19 protein-coding genes are annotated in these 17,306 nt (G+C 56.8%); 10 read left to right on the top strand and 9 right to left on the bottom strand.

Annotated elements, in window-relative coordinates; genetic code table 11:
- Positions 1–43: 43 nt before the first annotated feature.
- Entirely contained in the window at positions 44–622 is a 579-nt protein-coding gene (locus tag IM273_RS04490) for a CoA pyrophosphatase (protein WP_028013530.1), read from the bottom strand.
- Positions 623–624: 2 nt separating this feature from the next.
- The gene (gene pabB / locus IM273_RS04485; RefSeq protein WP_193051429.1) at positions 625–1,953 is read right to left on the bottom strand and encodes an aminodeoxychorismate synthase component 1; all 1,329 of its coding nucleotides are present in this window, start codon (positions 1,951–1,953) and stop codon (positions 625–627) included.
- A gap of 61 nt (positions 1,954–2,014) precedes the next feature.
- Between pabB and IM273_RS04480 the strand changes: the two genes are divergently transcribed.
- A complete protein-coding gene (locus IM273_RS04480) occupies positions 2,015–2,197 on the top strand; it encodes a YoaH family protein (RefSeq protein WP_008500497.1) in 183 nt (60 codons plus the stop codon).
- Between the two features lie 6 nt (positions 2,198–2,203).
- On the opposite strand, the gene IM273_RS04475 is transcribed toward IM273_RS04480, so the two are convergent.
- Positions 2,204–2,548: a RidA family protein gene (locus IM273_RS04475; protein ID WP_028013528.1), complete on the bottom strand. Its 345-nt coding sequence runs from the start codon at positions 2,546–2,548 to the stop codon at positions 2,204–2,206.
- Positions 2,549–2,681: 133 nt separating this feature from the next.
- On the opposite strand from IM273_RS04475, the gene IM273_RS04470 reads away from it, so the two are divergent.
- The 5 genes from IM273_RS04470 (at position 2,682) to rnd (ending at position 9,061) form a co-directional block, all read left to right on the top strand.
- The gene (locus IM273_RS04470; RefSeq protein WP_193051407.1) at positions 2,682–4,592 is read left to right on the top strand and encodes an ATP-dependent DNA helicase; all 1,911 of its coding nucleotides are present in this window, start codon (positions 2,682–2,684) and stop codon (positions 4,590–4,592) included.
- A 66-nt stretch (positions 4,593–4,658) separates the two neighbouring features.
- Positions 4,659–5,354 carry a tRNA (adenosine(37)-N6)-threonylcarbamoyltransferase complex dimerization subunit type 1 TsaB gene (gene tsaB, locus IM273_RS04465; protein ID WP_047367799.1) on the top strand — a complete coding sequence of 232 codons (696 nt, stop codon included), beginning with the start codon at positions 4,659–4,661 and terminating at the stop codon, positions 5,352–5,354.
- Positions 5,355–5,391: 37 nt separating this feature from the next.
- The gene (locus IM273_RS04460) at positions 5,392–5,973 is read left to right on the top strand and encodes a Slp family lipoprotein (RefSeq protein ID WP_193051405.1); all 582 of its coding nucleotides are present in this window, start codon (positions 5,392–5,394) and stop codon (positions 5,971–5,973) included.
- 203 nt (positions 5,974–6,176) lie between these two features.
- A complete protein-coding gene (gene fadD, locus IM273_RS04455) occupies positions 6,177–7,862 on the top strand; it encodes a long-chain-fatty-acid--CoA ligase FadD (protein ID WP_193051403.1) in 1,686 nt (561 codons plus the stop codon).
- A 71-nt stretch (positions 7,863–7,933) separates the two neighbouring features.
- Positions 7,934–9,061, top strand: coding sequence for a ribonuclease D (gene rnd, locus IM273_RS04450; protein WP_028013523.1), 1,128 nt, complete (start codon positions 7,934–7,936; stop codon positions 9,059–9,061).
- A gap of 74 nt (positions 9,062–9,135) precedes the next feature.
- Here rnd and minE read toward each other — a convergent pair whose 3' ends face one another.
- Genes minE through minC form a run of 3 tightly spaced genes read right to left on the bottom strand, consistent with a single transcriptional unit; the run spans position 9,136 to position 10,952 of the window.
- Entirely contained in the window at positions 9,136–9,405 is a 270-nt protein-coding gene (gene minE / locus IM273_RS04445; RefSeq protein WP_010432714.1) for a cell division topological specificity factor MinE, read from the bottom strand.
- A 3-nt stretch (positions 9,406–9,408) separates the two neighbouring features.
- Entirely contained in the window at positions 9,409–10,221 is an 813-nt protein-coding gene (gene minD, locus IM273_RS04440) for a septum site-determining protein MinD (RefSeq protein ID WP_028013522.1), read from the bottom strand.
- A gap of 23 nt (positions 10,222–10,244) precedes the next feature.
- Entirely contained in the window at positions 10,245–10,952 is a 708-nt protein-coding gene (gene minC, locus IM273_RS04435; protein WP_028013521.1) for a septum site-determining protein MinC, read from the bottom strand.
- 123 nt (positions 10,953–11,075) lie between these two features.
- On the opposite strand from minC, the gene IM273_RS04430 reads away from it, so the two are divergent.
- The 3 genes from IM273_RS04430 (at position 11,076) to IM273_RS04420 (ending at position 12,592) form a co-directional block, all read left to right on the top strand.
- Positions 11,076–11,351, top strand: a complete 276-nt coding sequence (locus tag IM273_RS04430) for a YcgL domain-containing protein (RefSeq protein WP_193051400.1) — start codon at positions 11,076–11,078, stop codon at positions 11,349–11,351.
- Positions 11,352–11,398: 47 nt separating this feature from the next.
- Positions 11,399–12,058 (top strand): fumarylacetoacetate hydrolase family protein, encoded by a 660-nt coding sequence (locus IM273_RS04425; protein ID WP_028013519.1) that lies wholly within the window; start codon positions 11,399–11,401, stop codon positions 12,056–12,058.
- A 93-nt stretch (positions 12,059–12,151) separates the two neighbouring features.
- On the top strand, positions 12,152–12,592 hold the full coding sequence (locus tag IM273_RS04420) for a YcgN family cysteine cluster protein (protein ID WP_028013518.1): 441 nt from the start codon (positions 12,152–12,154) through the stop codon (positions 12,590–12,592).
- Between the two features lie 33 nt (positions 12,593–12,625).
- On the opposite strand, the gene dsbB is transcribed toward IM273_RS04420, so the two are convergent.
- Entirely contained in the window at positions 12,626–13,156 is a 531-nt protein-coding gene (gene dsbB / locus IM273_RS04415; protein ID WP_028013517.1) for a disulfide bond formation protein DsbB, read from the bottom strand.
- A gap of 46 nt (positions 13,157–13,202) precedes the next feature.
- Positions 13,203–14,741 (bottom strand): sodium/proton antiporter NhaB, encoded by a 1,539-nt coding sequence (gene nhaB, locus IM273_RS04410; protein WP_028013516.1) that lies wholly within the window; start codon positions 14,739–14,741, stop codon positions 13,203–13,205.
- 201 nt (positions 14,742–14,942) lie between these two features.
- Here nhaB and fadR point away from each other — a divergent pair, with 201 nt between their 5' ends.
- Positions 14,943–15,662 carry a fatty acid metabolism transcriptional regulator FadR gene (gene fadR, locus IM273_RS04405; protein ID WP_028013515.1) on the top strand — a complete coding sequence of 240 codons (720 nt, stop codon included), beginning with the start codon at positions 14,943–14,945 and terminating at the stop codon, positions 15,660–15,662.
- A 45-nt stretch (positions 15,663–15,707) separates the two neighbouring features.
- On the opposite strand, the gene IM273_RS04400 is transcribed toward fadR, so the two are convergent.
- Positions 15,708–17,240 carry a SpoVR family protein gene (locus IM273_RS04400; RefSeq protein ID WP_023293929.1) on the bottom strand — a complete coding sequence of 511 codons (1,533 nt, stop codon included), beginning with the start codon at positions 17,238–17,240 and terminating at the stop codon, positions 15,708–15,710.
- Between the last annotated feature and the right edge of the window lie 66 nt (positions 17,241–17,306).

The raw sequence follows: 17,306 nt of genomic DNA, 5'->3' as shown, positions 1-17,306 counted from the left end.
GCGGATCGCAAACCTGCAAAAAAGGCTGGAATGTAAAGTATAGTCAAGGCTTCAGGCCGATTTGTAGCGCCAGTTCACGAATGATGCCCGCCGTCATGCCCCAGACAAAATAATGCTGATACCAGGACAACCAGACCCGATGGTCATGCCCCCGGCGATGGATATCCAGCGGATGGTAGCGGCTTAGCCGGAGCGCCTCTTCAAGCGGCATCTCAAACACCGCAGAGACTTCGTCGACGCTGGCGTGATACTGAAGATTGGGGGGGATAATGCCGACGACCGGCGTGACCTGAAAGCCGGTCACGCTGTCGACGGGCGGCAGCACGCCGATGACTTCCACCGCGTCAGGCGGGATCGCCACCTCCTCCTGCGCTTCCCTCAGCGCGGCGGCAATCAGCGACGCATCGGTGCTGTCCACAGCGCCTCCCGGGAAGGCCACCTGACCGGCGTGTTTGCGCATATGCGGCGAACGCTGCGTAAGCAGCAGGCCCGGCTGTTCCCGGCGTACCACCGGGATCAGCACCGCCGCCTGACGCTGATTCAGCGTGGCGCGGTTGACCTGCGGCCGTAGCAGCTGAAAGCGCGACAGAAAATCATCCAGCGTCAGGTTCTCTTTCTCCACCGTTAGTTCTCCAGTTGCTTCAGGATGCGGTTCACCTTATCAAAGGTTTCCTGATATTCCGCCTCGACCTGGCTGTCCGCCACAATGCCGCCGCCCGCAGAACAGTACAGATTGCCGCCGCAGGCCGTCAGCGTGCGAATGGTAATGCTGGTATCCATGGTGCCGCACAGGCTGATATAGCCGATGCTGCCGCACCAGGCGTTGCGGCGGTGCGGTTCCAGTTCGTCGATGATTTCCATGGCGCGAATTTTTGGCGCACCGGTGATGGAGCCGCCCGGGAACGCGGCCCGGAGCAGATCGCAGGCGGTGCGAGAGGCGGGCAGACGCGCGGTGATGGTGCTGACCAGATGATGCACTGCCGGGAAAGGTTCGACGACGAACAGCTCCGGCACGCGCACGCTGCCTGGTTCGGCGACCCGGCCAATATCGTTACGCATCAGGTCGACAATCATCAGGTTTTCGGCGCGGTCCTTCGGTGACCCGGCGAGTTTCTCCGCCTGCTGGCGATCGGCGTCCGGATCGGCAAGGCGCGGCAGCGTGCCTTTAATCGGGCGGGTCTGAATCGTCCCTTTCGCCAGATGGATAAAACGCTCCGGCGACAGGCTGAGGATGGCCCCCTGTTTCAGACGTACGAACGCGCTGAACGGAGCCCTGTTGCTGGCATTGAGACGGGTAAACGCCTGCCACTCGTCCCCCTGGTATGCTGCCTGGAAACGCTGGGCAAGGTTAACCTGATAGCAGTCGCCGCTTTGCAGATAGGCCTGCACGCGGGAGAATTTTTCCGCGTATTCCGGCGCGGTCATGTTCGAGCGCCAGCCGGAGGTCAGGGTGAACGCCTCAGCTGGAGCAGGCTGTTGTGCCTCAAGCCAGGCCAGACGCGCTTGCACGTCATCATGGCTCAGCAGGGAGACCCTTTTTTTCTGGTGGTCCACAATCAACGCCCAGTCATACAGCCCCACGGCCATGTCCGGCAGGGCAATATCCGCCTGCGCATGCTCGGGCAGCATTTCGAAGCGGCGACCCAAATCGTAGCCAAACAGGCCCAGCGCGCCGCCCTGGAAGGGCAGGTCCAGGTTAGGGGTAGCGGATAAGCCCAGCGCGTTGATTTCCTGCTGAAGCTGTATCAGCGGATCGTCCGTCGTCGACAGATCGTCGGTCGTCAGCGTCTTCAGCGGATCGGCCACCAGAATATCGAAGCGGCTGTACGGGTGATCCGCATGGCCGGAGTGCAGCAGCATGGCAAAGGGAAGATGGCTCAGACGGGCAAACCAGAACTCAGCGGCGTCAGCGCGCCAGGGTAAGGTAACAACAGTGGGGAAGCGCATGTTCATGTATGGCATACTACCGGGCAGCGTGAAATAATTAGCGCGAATAATTTAGCAGGAGTTGACGATGTTTGCAGGTTTACCTTCTCTGAGCCATGAACAGCAGCAGAAAGCGGTTGAGCGAATTCAGGAACTGATGTCCCAGGGGATGAGCAGCGGACAGGCGATTTCCCAGGTGGCGGAGGAGCTGCGCGCCACCCATACCGGCGAACGGATCGTGGCGCGTTTTGAGGATGAAGATGAAGAGTAATCGGGCTTAAACCGCCGCGATAATCTTGATCTCAACCTTGTATTCCGGTTTCATCAGCGTGGCCTGTACGGTGCAGCGTACAGGCGCGTGACCCGCCACCACCCACGCATCCCAGGCTTTATTCATCGCCGCGAAATCGTCTTTATTTGCCAGGAAAATGGTCGCATCCAGAATGCGGGATTTATCGCTGCCCTGTTTTTCCAGCACGGCATCAATCTGCGCCAGGGTATTCGCCGTCTGTTCGAACGCATCCGCGTCCAGATTTGACGGTACACCGGTGTAATACAGCGTCTGGTTATGGATCACCACATCAGACCAGCGGGCTTCGGCATCAATGCGCACAATTGTCATAAACGTTTCCTCGTTATTTTTCGTCGTCAGGCGGCAAGACTGCCATATTGTTCTGCCGTCGTCACTATTTGGGGTGGCACAGGAGAAGATGGGCTGACATAATCCCTGTGCAAAAATACAGTGAGAGAGCAACGTGGCAGACGATTTTTCCCCTGAAGGTCAATTAGCGCAGGCGATCCCTGGCTTCAAGCCTCGTGAGCCTCAGCGACAGATGGCGCACGCCGTTGCCCGCGCCATTGATCAGGCCCAGCCGCTGGTGGTTGAAGCCGGAACCGGCACGGGTAAGACCTATGCTTACCTTGCGCCGGCGCTGCGGGCGAAAAAGAAAGTGATAATTTCCACCGGATCGAAAGCGCTGCAGGATCAGCTATACAGCCGCGATCTGCCTACCGTAGCAAAAGCGCTGAAATACAAAGGACGCCTGGCACTGCTGAAAGGGCGATCGAACTACCTTTGCCTGGAGCGACTCGAACAGCAGGCGCTGGCCGGCGGCGATCTGCCGGTACAAACCCTGAGCGACGTCATTATCCTGCGCGCCTGGGCGAACCAGACCGAAGAGGGCGATATCAGCACCTGCGCGAGCGTGCCGGAAGACTCCCCGGCCTGGCCGCTGGTGACCAGCACCAACGACAACTGCCTCGGCAGCGACTGCCCGCTGTATAAAGACTGTTTTGTGGTGAAAGCGCGCAAAACCGCGATGGACGCAGACGTGGTGGTGGTGAACCACCACCTGTTCCTCGCGGACATGGTGGTTAAGGACAGCGGTTTCGGCGAGCTGATCCCGGAGGCGGACGTGATGATCTTCGATGAAGCCCATCAGTTGCCGGATATCGCCAGCCAGTATTTCGGCCAGTCGCTCTCCAGCCGCCAGCTACAGGATCTGGCGAAAGATTTTACCATTGCCTACCGGACCGAACTTAAAGATACCCAGCAGTTGCAGAAGTGCGCCGACCGTCTGGCGCAAAGCGCGCAGGATTTCCGCTTACAGCTTGGCGAGCCGGGCTATCGCGGCAACCTGCGCGAACTGCTCGCGGACAAAAATATCCAGCGCGCGCTGCTGCTGCTCGATGATGCACTTGAGCTCTGCTACGACGTGGCGAAGCTGTCCCTCGGACGCTCCGCGCTGCTTGACGCCGCCTTCGAGCGCGCAACGCTCTATCGCGGGCGGCTCAAACGGCTAAAAGAGATCAACCAGCCGGGGTACAGCTACTGGTATGAATGCACCTCACGCCACTTTACCCTGGCGCTCACGCCGCTGACGGTGGCCGATAAATTCAAAGAGGTGATGGCGCAGAAGCCGGGAAGCTGGATCTTCACTTCCGCAACCCTGTCTGTAAATGACGATCTGCACCACTTCACCGAGCGCCTCGGTATTGAGCTGGCGGAATCACTGCTGCTGCCCAGCCCGTTTGATTACGAAAAGCAGGCGCTGCTCTGCGTGCCACGCAATCTCCCGCTGCCGAACCAGCCGGGGGCGGCGCGGCATCTCGCGGCGATGCTCAAGCCGATGATTGAGGCCAACAACGGGCGCTGCTTTATGCTCTGCACCTCACACGCCATGATGCGCGATCTCGCCGAGCAGTTTCGCGCCACCATGACCCTCCCGGTGCTGCTGCAGGGGGAAACCAGTAAAGGCCAGCTGCTCCAGCAGTTTGTCAGCGCCGGTAACGCCCTGCTGGTGGCAACCAGCAGCTTCTGGGAAGGGGTGGACGTGCGCGGCGACACGCTCTCGCTGGTGATCATCGATAAGCTGCCGTTCACGTCGCCGGACGATCCGCTGCTCAAGGCGCGGATGGAAGACTGCCGCCTGCGCGGCGGCGATCCGTTCGACGACGTTCAACTACCGGACGCGGTCATCACGCTTAAGCAGGGGGTAGGGCGACTGATCCGTGACGTCACCGACCGCGGCGTGCTGGTGATCTGCGATAACCGCCTGGTGATGCGTCCTTACGGCGCAACGTTCCTCGCCAGCCTGCCGCCCGCCCCGCGTACGCGGGACATTAAACGCGCGGTGCGTTTCATGGCAAACCCAACGGCGGAGTAATTCGCTCCGGAGTGTGCTAAGATACGCGCCATTTTGTGACTGACCCTTGCGAGAGCGCGACGACTGATGCGAATTCTGGCTATTGATACCGCGACAGAGGCTTGCTCTGTTGCTCTGTTAAACGACGGTGCTGTTTCTGCTCATTTCGAAGAGTGCCCACGGGAACACACCCAGCGTATTCTGCCCCTGGTAAAAGCCATTTTAACCCAGGGCAACACCACCTTAACCGACCTCGACGCGCTGGCCTTTGGCCGCGGCCCCGGCAGCTTTACGGGCGTGCGCATTGGGATTGGCATCGCGCAGGGGCTGGCGCTGGGCGCTGACCTGCCGATGATTGGCGTCTCTACGCTTGCGACGATGGCCGAGGGAGCCTGGCGCATGACGGGCGCGACCCGCGTGCTCGCCGCTATTGACGCTCGCATGGGTGAAGTTTACTGGGCGGAATATACCCGCGATGAAAACGGCGTGTGGCACGGCGAAGAGACGGAAGCAGTGCTTAAGCCTGAAGCCGTTACTGAACGCCTGAAACAGCTGTCCGGCGAGTGGGCGACGGTCGGCACGGGCTGGCCGGCGTGGCCAGAGATGGCGAGCGGCACCGGCGTGACGCTGGTGGACGGCAACATGCTCCTGCCTGCGGCAGAAGATATGCTCCCGATTGCCCGTCAACTGCTTGCAGCAGGAAAAACCGTTGCCGTTGAGCATGCGGAGCCGGTTTATTTGCGAAACACCGTCGCGTGGAAGAAACTTCCGGGCCGCGAATGAATCTCAGTAACAGGAACTGAGAAAAAGGAGTCGCATCATGGCGGTTAAGACTAAAGTAGTACGCCTTTTTATGGCAGGCGCGGTTGCCATAGCACTGAGCGGTTGCGTAACCGTACCTGATGCGATCAAGGGCAGCAGCCCGACGCCACAGCAGGATCTGGTTCGGGTAATGAATGCGCCCGAGCTTTACGTCGGCCAGGAAGCCCGCTTCGGTGGGAAGGTGATCGACGTGCAGAACCAGCAGGGGAAAACCCGTCTGGAAATTGCCACGGTACCGCTCGACAGCGGCGCGCGTCCCGTACTCGGTGAAGCCTCTCGCGGGCGTATCTATGCCGACGTTAGTGGTTTCCTCGACCCGGTCGATTTTCGCGGACAGCTGGTAACCGTTGTCGGGCCGATTACCGGTTCGGTGCAGGGCAAAATCGGCAACACGCCGTATAAATTTATGACCATGCAGGTGAACGGCTATAAGCGCTGGCGTATCGCCCAGCAGGTGGTGATGCCGCCTCAGCCAATCGACCCGTGGATGTGGGGTCCACATCCTTATCGTTACGGTTATCCGGGATGGGGCTGGTATAACCCGGGCCCTGCACAGGTGCAAACGATCGTAACTGAGTAACTTACTGTTATTGTTAAGAAAGAGACAGCGGCTCAGCCGCTGTCTCTGTTTTTTTACGGATAAAACGAAAAAAAAGAGTGACGCGCTTCGCAACCTGCAATCTGAACAATTAATAAACTGGTACGCTGAGTTAATATAATGTTAACAAACTGTTTATTATCGGGGCTGTGATGACGACGAACACTCATTTCAGAGGTGATGCATTGCAAAAGGTTTGGCTTAACCGTTATCCCGCAGATGTGCCTGCGGAGATCAATCCTGACCGTTATCAATCCCTGGTGGAATTATTTGAGCACTCGGTAAGACGTTACGCAGACCAGCCCGCGTTTGTGAATATGGGCGAGGTGATGACGTTCCGTAAGCTTGAGGAGCGTAGCCGGGCGTTTGCGGCTTATCTGCAGGAAGGACTTGGGCTGCAAAAAGGGGATCGCGTCGCGCTGATGATGCCGAACCTGCTGCAATACCCGGTGGCGCTGTTTGGCATCCTGCGTGCCGGGATGATTGTGGTCAACGTTAACCCGCTTTACACGCCGCGCGAGCTGGAACATCAGCTGAACGACAGCGGGGCGGTGGCGATTGTCATTGTTTCTAACTTTGCCCATACCCTGGAAAAAGTGGTCGACAAAACCCAGGTGAAGCATGTCATCCTGACGCGCATGGGCGATCAGCTTTCCACCGCCAAAGGGACGCTGGTTAACTTTGTCGTTAAATACGTCAAACGTCTGGTACCAAAATACCATCTGCCGGATGCTATCTCCTTCCGCCGCGCGCTGCATGCGGGCTATCGCATGCAGTACGTCAAGCCTGAAGTTGTCTCCGAAGACCTGGCCTTCCTGCAATACACGGGCGGCACCACCGGCGTGGCCAAAGGGGCGATGCTGACCCACCGCAACATGCTGGCGAACCTTGAGCAGGTTAATGCCACCTACGGGCCGCTGCTGTATCCGGGTAAAGAGCTGGTAATCACCGCGCTGCCGCTGTATCACATCTTCGCGCTGACCATGAACTGCCTGCTATTTATCGAGCTGGGCGGGCAAAACGTATTGATCACCAACCCGCGCGATATCCCGGGTCTGGTGAAAGAGCTGGCAAAATACCCGTTTACCGCCATGACCGGGGTGAACACCCTGTTTAACGCGCTGCTCAACAACAAAGAGTTCCAGCAGCTTGATTTCTCCACGCTGCATCTCTCCGCGGGCGGCGGCATGCCGGTTCAGCAGGCGGTGGCCGAGCGCTGGGTGAAACTAACCGGGCAATATCTGCTGGAAGGTTACGGCCTGACGGAATGTGCCCCGCTGGTGAGCGTCAACCCGCACGATATCGACTACCACAGCGGCAGCATCGGCCTGCCGGTCCCGTCGACGGAAGCAAAGCTTGTGGATGATGAGGATAACGAAGTGCCTCACGGCGAGCCGGGCGAACTGTGCGTCAGAGGGCCGCAGGTAATGCTGGGTTACTGGCAGCGCCCTGATGCGACCGACGAAATCATTAAAGACGGCTGGCTTCACACCGGCGATATTGCGGTGATGGATGACGAAGGCTTCCTGCGCATCGTCGATCGCAAAAAAGATATGATCCTGGTCTCCGGCTTCAACGTCTATCCGAACGAAATCGAAGACGTGGTGATGCAGCACAGCGGCGTGCTGGAAGTGGCGGCGGTGGGCGTTCCTTCCGGCAGCAGCGGTGAAGCGGTGAAGATATTTGTGGTCAAGAAAGATCCTTCTCTTACCGAGGAAGCGCTGATAACGTTTTGTCGCCGTCAGCTGACGGGCTATAAAGTGCCGAAGCTGGTGGAATTCCGCGATGAGTTGCCGAAATCCAACGTCGGGAAGATATTACGACGAGAATTACGTGACGAAGCCCGTGCCAAAGTAGACAATAAGGCCTGAGCTTCACGTTAATCGCCCAGACGCCGGTTAAGCCGGCGTTTTTTATGGGCGCAAACAAAAGAGAATCCGATTTGAATTACCAGATGATCACGACCAACGACGAGCTGGCTTCGCTGTGCGAAGTGACGCGCGACTTTCCTGCCATCGCTCTGGATACCGAGTTTGTCCGTACTCGCACCTATTATCCACAGCTGGGTTTGATACAGATGTACGACGGTAAGCACGTCTCGCTGATCGATCCGCTCGGCATTACCGACTGGGCGCCGATGCGTGACCTGCTGCTGGATACTGCGGTAACGAAATATCTGCACGCGGGCAGTGAAGATCTGGAAGTCTTTCTTAACACCTTTGGCATCATGCCTCAGCCGCTGATTGATACGCAGATCCTCGCGGCGTTCAGCGGTCGTCCGCTGTCGTGGGGCTTTGCCGCCATGGTGGAGGAGTACACGGGCCTGACGCTGGATAAAAGTGAATCCCGTACCGACTGGCTGGCCCGTCCGCTTACCGAGCGTCAGCTGGAATATGCGGCGGCAGACGTGTTTTACCTACTGCCGATTGCCGGACAGCTGATGAAAGAGGCGGAAGCCTCCGGCTGGCTGTCTGCCGCGCTGGACGAGTGCCGTATGACGCAGCAGCGTCGCCAGGAAGTGGTTGACCCGAAAGAGGCCTGGCGTGATATCACCAACGCCTGGCAGCTTCGCACGCGTCAGCTGGCCTGCCTGCAGCTGTTAGCGGACTGGCGTTTGCGTAAAGCGCGCGAGCGCGATCTGGCCGTGAATTTTGTGGTGCGTGAAGAGCATCTCTGGGCGGTCGCGCGCTATATGCCGGGCAGCCTGGGCGAACTGGACAGCATTGGCCTTTCCGGCAGCGAGATCCGTTTCCATGGTAAAACCCTGCTGGCGCTGGTCGCCAAAGCGCAGGCGCTGCCGGAGGATGCACTGCCTGAGACGCTGCTGAATCTCATGGATATGCCGGGCTATCGTAAAGCATTCAAGGATATCAAAGCGCTGGTGCAGGATGTCGCAACGGAAAGCAAGCTGAGCGCTGAACTGCTGGCGTCACGCAGACAGATTAACCAGCTGCTGAACTGGCACTGGAAGCTGAAACCGCAGAATGGCGTGCCGGAACTGATGGCTGGCTGGCGCGGGGTATTGATGGCCGATCGCCTGAATACCTTGCTGGAAGGTTATCCGCGATAAAAATATGCCGGGCGATATACCCGGCATATTCCCCCCGGTGGCGCTGCGCTTACCGGGGCTACGACACCAGGAACCTACGGACGCGACTCTTCCGCTTCCGGAAGCGTTACGTTCAGCTCCAGAATCGAAATATCCCCGTCTTTTTGCTCCAGCTGTACGGTGACCATCTCCGGGTCAATCTGCACATACTTACAGATCACTTCCAGGATGTCCTTGCGCAGCTGCGGCAGGTAGTGAGGCTCGGCGTCGCTACGACGACGCTCCGCAACGATAATTTGCAGGCGTTCTTTTGCGATGTTGGCGGTGCTTTTTTTCCGCGAGAGAAAAAAGTCCAGTAATGCCATAACTTATCCTCCGAACAGGCGTTTGAGGAAACCTTTCTTCTCTTCTTCAATGAAGCGGAAAGGACGTTCTTCTCCCAGCAGACGGTCAACGGTATCGGCGTAAGCTTTACCTGCATCTGCCGTTGTATCAAGGATCACGGGCTCGCCCTGGTTAGAGGCGCGTAACACGGACTGGTCTTCCGGGATAACGCCAACCAGTTTAATGCGCAGGATCTCCAGCACGTCTTCCATGCTTAGCATGTCACCTTTGTTTACGCGACCCGGGTTATAGCGGGTCAGCAGCAGGTGCTCTTTGATCGGATCCTGTCCATTTTCCGCACGGCGGGATTTGGAGGCCAGAATACCGAGAATACGGTCCGAGTCACGCACGGAGGAGACTTCCGGGTTGGTGGTGATGATCGCTTCATCAGCAAAGTAGAGCGCCATCAGGGCACCGGTTTCGATGCCGGCAGGGGAGTCACAGACGATGAAGTCGAACTCCATTTTTTTCAGCTCGTCGAGCACCTTTTCCACGCCTTCACGGGTCAGGGCATCTTTATCACGCGTCTGAGAAGCCGGAAGAATGAAGAGGTTCTCGGTGCGCTTGTCTTTAATCAGCGCCTGGTTCAGCGTGGCATCGCCCTGAATGACGTTCACGAAGTCATATACGACGCGACGCTCACATCCCATGATGAGGTCGAGGTTACGCAGACCGATATCGAAGTCGATAACGACGGTTTTCTTTCCCTTCTGGGCCAAACCAGTAGCGATGGCCGCGCTGGAGGTGGTCTTGCCAACGCCTCCTTTACCCGAAGTAACAACAATAATGCGTGCCATAGAAATTCCTTGTTAAAAAGGGATTAATTCAACGGTTGAACGGTCAACGCGTCGTCTGCCAGAAGCAGGCGAGCCGCTTTGCCATAAAATTCGGCTGGGATCTTGTCGCTCAGCCAATATTCACCTGCGATGGACACCAGTTCCGCCGTCAGGTGAGTACAAAATATTTGCGCGTCCCGATCGCCACTTGCGCCCGCGAGCGCACGTCCACGCATCATACCGTAAACGTGAATATTGCCATCTGCAATAAGCTCTGCGCCAGCGCTGACGTGGCTTGTAACAATTAGATCACAGTTTGGCGCATAAATGCGCTGACCGGAACGAACCGGCACATCAATCATTCGCGTTTTTGTGAGAGCGGTAACGTTTTGCGCCGCAGGAGGGGGCGTTTGTACGGCAGCGGGTGCTGCACGTGGGGTTTTTTCTTTGCCTTCATTAAGAAGCGGCAGCCCCGCACGGTCGATTTCCGCTTTCAGCTCGGGATCTTTGCAGCCGCTGATGCCGACAATACGCAGCCCGGTAGAGGAGACCGCCTGCTGGAGACGTGTCCAGTTAACCGGCGCCTCAAGACCGCTGACGTTGATGACGACGGGGGCGTGCTTCAGAAAGGCGGGAGCCTGGGCGATTTTGTCTTCTAACGCCTGACGAATAACCTCGGGTTTTGCATCATGCAAATGAACCACTGATAAGGTGAAGCTACTGCCTTTAAGCTCGATGGGCGTGTTTGACATCCTGGCCTTACTCAATTTGCTATTAACCGCAACCATTCGCTGCGATATTCCGAAGAGTATCAGGCATGTTATAGTCAGGAGTATATTGAGGCAAGCAACCACCCATTAATTCAGAGTAAAAACATGTTTTGTGTGATCTACAGAAGTACAAGCCGTGACCAGACCTATCTTTATGTCGAAAAGAAAGACGATTTTTCAAGCGTGCCGGAAGAATTAATGAAGAGCTTTGGCCGACCACAGCTGGCGATGCTGCTGCCGCTGGATGGCCGTAAGAAACTGGTGAATGCCGATCTGGAAAAAGTGAAAACGGCATTAGCCGAGCAGGGCTATTATTTACAGCTTCCACCGCCGCCTGAGAATTTATTAAAACAGCACCTCGAGGCGTTCGGGAAAAAATAGCCTCAGCTGTTTTCGGGCATAACACATCAACCGATTAGGGGTCGAGCATGTATCAACATCATAACTGGCAAGGTGCATTACTGGATTATCCCGTCAGCAAAGTGGTCTGCGTGGGCAGCAACTATGCGAAGCATATTCAGGAGATGGGCAGCGCAACCCCAGAAGAGCCGGTCCTGTTTATTAAGCCCGAGACGGCGCTATGTGACATCCGCCAGCCGCTGGCGCTGCCGCAGGGGCTGGGGTCGGTGCATCACGAAGTAGAGCTTGCCGTGCTGATCGGCGCCACGCTGCGCCAGGCTTCCGAAGAGCATGTCGAGAAAGCGATTGCCGGCTACGGCGTGGCGCTGGATCTGACCCTGCGCGACGTGCAGGGCAAAATGAAGAAGGCAGGGCAGCCGTGGGAAAAAGCCAAAGGCTTTGATAACGCATGTCCGATTTCAGGGTTTGTTCCGGTGAATGAATTTACCAACGATCCGCAGGACACTCCGCTCAGCCTGAAGGTTAACGGCGAGATCCGCCAGCAGGGCACCACGGCAGATATGATCCACAAGATCGTGCCGCTGATCGCCTACATGAGCCGTTTCTTCACCCTGAAGCCGGGCGATGTGATCCTCACCGGCACACCGGAAGGTGTGGGCCCGCTCGCCAGCGGCGATGAGCTTGAGGTCGGTTTTAACGGTCTGTCGCTAAAAACCCGCGTGCTGTAACCGCATCTTGCCGCCTGCAAAGGGCGGCAAAACTTGCAACCACGTGCCAGACTCGTTATAAGGTGCGCTTTCTTTTGACGTGTGGACATCCTGATGAACGACATTCCTTTCTGGCAAAGCAAAACTCTTGACCAAATGACCGACGCGGAGTGGGAATCGTTGTGCGACGGCTGCGGGCAGTGCTGCCTGCACAAGCTGATGGATGAAGACTCCGATGAGATCTATTTCACCAACGTCGCCTGCAGGCAGCTGAACATTAAAACCTGCCAGTGCCGCAACTACGAACGCCGCTTTGAGTTCGAGCCGGACTGCATCAAGCTCACCCGTGAAAATCTGCCGACTTTTGAGTGGCTGCCGCACACCTGCGCGTATCGCCTGCTGGCGGAAGGGAAAGATCTACCGGCCTGGCATCCTCTGCTGACCGGTTCAAAAGCGGCGATGCACGGCGAGCGTATCTCGGTACGCCACATTGCGGTGAAGGAGTCCGAGGTACGGGACTGGGAAGATCACATCATGAATCACCCTAATCGGTGATAATAAAAAACCCGCCGTGGCGGGTTTTTGCTTTTACCTTCCAAACAAATCGCGTTTCTTCGGTTTGAACGGCTGAGCGATCAGCACCAGCAGCGCCACGACGAAGTAGGCCACAAAAATGCCCACCAGCCACTGCGGCATCTCCAGCGTCAGGAATTCCCACTGACGTACGGAGCAGTCACCGGATGCGACAAACACCTGCGGAAGCCACTTATCCAGCGGCAGCCAGCTCGGGAAACGGGCGGCGAAATCACAGGTCATAAACGGTGACGGATGCAGCTGCATCATGGTGTGCTGCCAGGAAAGCTCAATCCCTTTCCAGGCGCTGTACAGCCAGATGGCAATACCCACATAGCGCAACGGCGTTTTTGGGGCAATTGCGCCCACCAGGCCTGCACCCATAATGCCGAACAGCGCGCAGCGCTCGTAGATGCACAGCACGCAGGGCTTGAGTCCCATCACGTGCTGGAACCACAGCGCAACCATTTCCAGCGCAAAGGCGGTCAGGGCCATCAACAACCACGCTCCGCGACCGCGGGAGCACTGGTTTAAAAATCTCAACATAATCATTTCCCTGGAACATGCTTAGAAAGCGCAGTGTAAACGAATTTTAATGCGCCGCAAGTATACCCGCTTGTAGCAGCCATTGCGTACAGGGAACGAGAGTAATTTTGATGCACAGCAAACCAACAACGGTGAGCACCAGCGTGTACGGCAGCGCCATCCAGACCATTCTTCCATAAGAAAGTCGTATGAGCGGTGCCAGCGCCGAGGTCAGCAGGAAGAGAAATGCCGCCTGGCCGTTAGGTGTTGCAACGGAGGGCAGGTTTGTTCCGGTGTTGATGGCTACCGCCAGCAGGTCGAACTGCCCGGTACTGACGATCCCTTGCTCCATCGCCGCTTTGGCCTCATTGATATACACCGTCCCGACAAAGACGTTATCGGAAATAGAGGACAACAGACCGTTAAAGAGATAGAACAGCGTAAGCTGCGAGTCCGGCGAGGCCTGAAGCACAAACGCGATAATCGGTGCGAAAAGGTGTTGGTCAATAATCACCGCCACGACCGCAAAAAAGACCGCCAGCAGCGCGGTAAACGGCAGGGCTTCGGTAAAGGCTTTACCAATAGCATGTTCGTCCGTAACTCCGCTAAAGGTGGTGGCAAGTATAATGACGGAGAGGCCAATCAACCCGACTTCGGCAAGATGCAACGCCAGCGCGGCGATAAGCCAGATGCCGATGATCCCCTGCGCAATCAGACGCAGCGTCTCCTGGCGCGTACGCTGTTTGCGGCTCTGCTCGTCAAATTTATGCAGTTCTTTGCGGACCGGTTCAGGCAGCTGTGCGCCGTAGCCGAACAGCCTGAATTTTTCGACCAGAATGCAGGTCGCTAACCCGCAGACCAGCACAGGCACGCTGACGGGGGCCATGCGCAGGAAAAACTCGCCAAAATGCCATTCAGCCGCTTTCGCGATGATCAGGTTTTGCGGCTCGCCCACCATGGTCATCACGCCGCCCAGCGCCGTACCGACCCCTGCGTGCATCATCAGGCTGCGCAGAAACGCGCGGAACTGTTCCAGCACGTCGCGGTTATGCGCCTCGACGTGGCTATCGTCCTGTAAATCCTCACTTGGGCGAGAGGAGGCCACGCGGTGATAAATGCCGTAAAATCCGACGGCGACGCTGATCACCACCGCGACAACGGTGAGCGCATCCAGGAAGGCCGACAGAAAGGCGGCGGCAAGGCAAAACGCCAGCGAGAGGATCGTTTTTGACGTAATGCTCAGCAGCAGGCGGGTAAAGATAAACAGCAGCAGCTGTTTCATAAAGTAGATACCGGCCACCATAAAAATGAGCAGCAGGAGCACTTCCAGATTGGAGGCCAGCTCTGCTTTTACATGCTCTGCGGACGTCATGCCGATGACAACGGCTTCAAATGCCAGCAAACCGCCGGGCAGCAGGGGATAACACTTCAGCGCCATGGCCAGGGTGAAGATAAATTCTGCCACCAGCAGCCACCCGGCGATAAACGGATCCACGCTAAAAATGATGGGATTAACGACCAGGAAAACCAGCAGTATCAGTTTGTACCAGTCAGGAGAATGACCTAAAAAATTGCGCCACAGCGCGCGCCCAAAAGAAATTTCCACAACAGACGTCCTTCCCGTTAAGTAATACAAAACATCAGTATACGCAAAAATCGCGGCCCGGAGGCGGATAAGACCGCATTGTAAATTTCACAAAAATGAAACGGCGATCCCTCTTTTCTCACTTTGCCGCGCTACCTGCCGTTGCACGCCTCTGGTATGATGAGTCCAATTTGCAAAAAGCTGTGTAATGGAAATCTCACTATGGTCATTAAGGCGCAGAGCCCGGCGGGTTTCGCGGAAGAGTACATCATTGAAAGCATCTGGAATAATCGTTTCCCTGCGGGGTCCATTCTTCCGGCTGAACGCGAACTCTCTGAACTGATTGGCGTCACTCGCACCACGCTGCGTGAAGTGCTTCAGCGACTGGCGCGTGATGGATGGTTGACGATCCAGCACGGCAAGCCAACAAAGGTAAACAACTTCTGGGAAACCTCGGGGCTGAACATTCTTGAAACGCTGGCGCGCCTCGACCACGAAAGCGTGCCGCAGCTGATTGATAATCTGCTCTCCGTGCGCACCAACATCGCGACTATTTTTATTCGTACCGCTTTCCGTCAGCATCCTGAAGATGCGCTTGCGGTGCTGGCCAGCGCGAATGAAGTTGAAGATCACGCCGACGCCTTTGCCACCCTCGATTACAACGTGTTTCGCGGCCTGGCGTTTGCCTCTGGCAACCCGGTTTACGGCCTGATCCTCAACGGTATGAAAGGGCTCTATACCCGCATTGGTCGTCACTACTTCGCTAACCCTGAAGCCCGCAGTCTGGCGCTGGGCTTCTACCATAAGCTGAGCAAGCTCTGCACCGAAGGCCTGCACGATCAGGTTTATGAAACCGTACGCCGCTACGGCCACGACTCCGGTGAAATCTGGCACCGTATGCAGAAAACGCTGCCGGGCGATTTGGCGATTCAGAGCCGCTGAAATAAAAAACCTCTCAATCGAGAGGTTTTTTTTCGCCCGGTGGCACTACAGCGTATTCAACCGCGCCGGGCAGCGTTCCAGCAGCTCCACGCTGCCGTCCTCATTCTGCTGCTCCAGCTGCACGTCAAAGCCCCACAGGCGGTGCACGTGCTTCAGCACCTCTTTACGCCCTTTATCCAGCGGCGCGCGGTTGTGCGGAATATAGCGCAGCGTCAGAGAGCGGTCGCCGCGCAGGTCCACGTTCCACACCTGAATATTGGGTTCAAGGTTGCTCAGGTTGTACTGGGAGGAGAGGCGGGAGCGGATCTCCCGGTATCCTTCCTCGTTGTGGATCGCGGAGATCTCCAGATAGTTGTTGCGGTCATCGTCCAGCACGGTGAAGAAGCGGAAATCGCGCATGATCTTCGGCGACATGAACTGGCTGATAAAGCTCTCATCCTTAAAGTCGCGCATCGCAAAATGCAGCGTTTCCAGCCAGTCAGAACCGGCGATATCCGGGAACCAGTACTTGTCCTCTTCCGTTGGCGACTGGCAGATGCGCTTAATATCCTGGAACATCGCAAAGCCCAGCGCATACGGGTTAATCCCGCTGTACCACGGGCTGTTGTAGGGCGGCTGGAACACCACGTTAGTATGGCTGTGGAGGAATTCCATCATGAACCGCTCGGTGACTTTCCCCTCGTCATACAGATGGTTGAGAATGGTGTAGTGCCAGAATGTTGCCCAGCCTTCGTTCATCACCTGGGTCTGTTTCTGCGGATAGAAATACTGGCTCACTTTACGCACGATACGCAAAATCTCGCGCTGCCACGGCTCCAGCAGCGGGGCGTTCTTCTCCATAAAATAGAGCAGGTTTTCCTGCGGCTCGGACGGGTAACGACGCGCTTCGGCAATCGTTTTTTCCTCCTCACGCTTCGGCAGGGTGCGCCACAGCATGTTCACCTGGCTCTGCAGATACTCCTCGCGGCTTTTCTGCCGGGCTTTCTCCTCCTGCAGAGAGATTTTCTGCGGGCGTTTATAGCGGTCCACGCCGTAGTTCATCAGCGCGTGGCAGGAGTCGAGCAGCTTCTCTACCTCGTCCACGCCGTAGCGCTCTTCACAGTCGGTAATGTATTTACGCGCGAAGATCAGGTAATCGACGATGGAGCTGGCGTCCGTCCAGCTGCGGAACAGATAGTTATTTTTAAAGAAGGAGTTATGGCCGTAGCAGGCGTGCGCCATCACCAGCGCCTGCATGGTAATGGTGTTCTCTTCCATCAGATAGGCGATACACGGGTTGGAGTTAATGACGATCTCATACGCCAGCCCCTGCTGGCCGTGCTTGTACAGTCGCTCCGTTTCAATGAATTTTTTACCAAACGACCAGTGCGGATAGTTGATCGGCATCCCGACGCTGGAGTAAGCGTCCATCATCTGTTCGGAGGTAATCACCTCAATCTGATGGGGATAGGTATCCAGGCGATACAGTTTTGCCACCCGGTCGATTTCGGCGAGGTAGACATCCAGCAGCTCGAAGGTCCAGTCGGGTCCATCGCTCAGACGTGTGTTGTCCTTGTTCAGGGAATCAATAGTAGCCATTAGCGCGCCCTCGTTGTGGGTGCTCTCTCTGTCTGGAGAGCCTCCTTTCAAGCATAGATCAACGTG

Origin of the sequence: Enterobacter cloacae complex sp. P13B (assembly GCF_014895915.1) — a bacterium.
GTDB classification, from domain to species: domain Bacteria; phylum Pseudomonadota; class Gammaproteobacteria; order Enterobacterales; family Enterobacteriaceae; genus Enterobacter; species Enterobacter bugandensis.
Note: the sequence above shows the minus strand (reverse complement) of the source record. Positions and strands in the feature narration are given on the sequence as shown.

Excerpts from the sequence above, each read along its gene's own strand:
- IM273_RS04460 (WP_193051405.1), top strand. The coding sequence starts at position 5,392 with ATGGCGGTTAAGACTAAAGTAGTACGCCTTTTTATGGCAGGCGCGGTT.
- minD (WP_028013522.1), bottom strand. The coding sequence starts at position 10,221 with ATGGCACGCATTATTGTTGTTACTTCGGGTAAAGGAGGCGTTGGCAAG.
- pabB (WP_193051429.1), bottom strand. The coding sequence starts at position 1,953 with ATGAACATGCGCTTCCCCACTGTTGTTACCTTACCCTGGCGCGCTGAC.
- dsbB (WP_028013517.1), bottom strand. The coding sequence starts at position 13,156 with ATGTTGAGATTTTTAAACCAGTGCTCCCGCGGTCGCGGAGCGTGGTTG.
- IM273_RS04420 (WP_028013518.1), top strand. The coding sequence starts at position 12,152 with ATGAACGACATTCCTTTCTGGCAAAGCAAAACTCTTGACCAAATGACC.
- IM273_RS04475 (WP_028013528.1), bottom strand. The coding sequence starts at position 2,548 with ATGACAATTGTGCGCATTGATGCCGAAGCCCGCTGGTCTGATGTGGTG.
- minC (WP_028013521.1), bottom strand. The coding sequence starts at position 10,952 with ATGTCAAACACGCCCATCGAGCTTAAAGGCAGTAGCTTCACCTTATCA.
- IM273_RS04425 (WP_028013519.1), top strand. The coding sequence starts at position 11,399 with ATGTATCAACATCATAACTGGCAAGGTGCATTACTGGATTATCCCGTC.
- IM273_RS04400 (WP_023293929.1), bottom strand. The coding sequence starts at position 17,240 with ATGGCTACTATTGATTCCCTGAACAAGGACAACACACGTCTGAGCGAT.
- fadR (WP_028013515.1), top strand. The coding sequence starts at position 14,943 with ATGGTCATTAAGGCGCAGAGCCCGGCGGGTTTCGCGGAAGAGTACATC.
- IM273_RS04430 (WP_193051400.1), top strand. The coding sequence starts at position 11,076 with ATGTTTTGTGTGATCTACAGAAGTACAAGCCGTGACCAGACCTATCTT.
- tsaB (WP_047367799.1), top strand. The coding sequence starts at position 4,659 with ATGCGAATTCTGGCTATTGATACCGCGACAGAGGCTTGCTCTGTTGCT.
- minE (WP_010432714.1), bottom strand. The coding sequence starts at position 9,405 with ATGGCATTACTGGACTTTTTTCTCTCGCGGAAAAAAAGCACCGCCAAC.
- IM273_RS04480 (WP_008500497.1), top strand. The coding sequence starts at position 2,015 with ATGTTTGCAGGTTTACCTTCTCTGAGCCATGAACAGCAGCAGAAAGCG.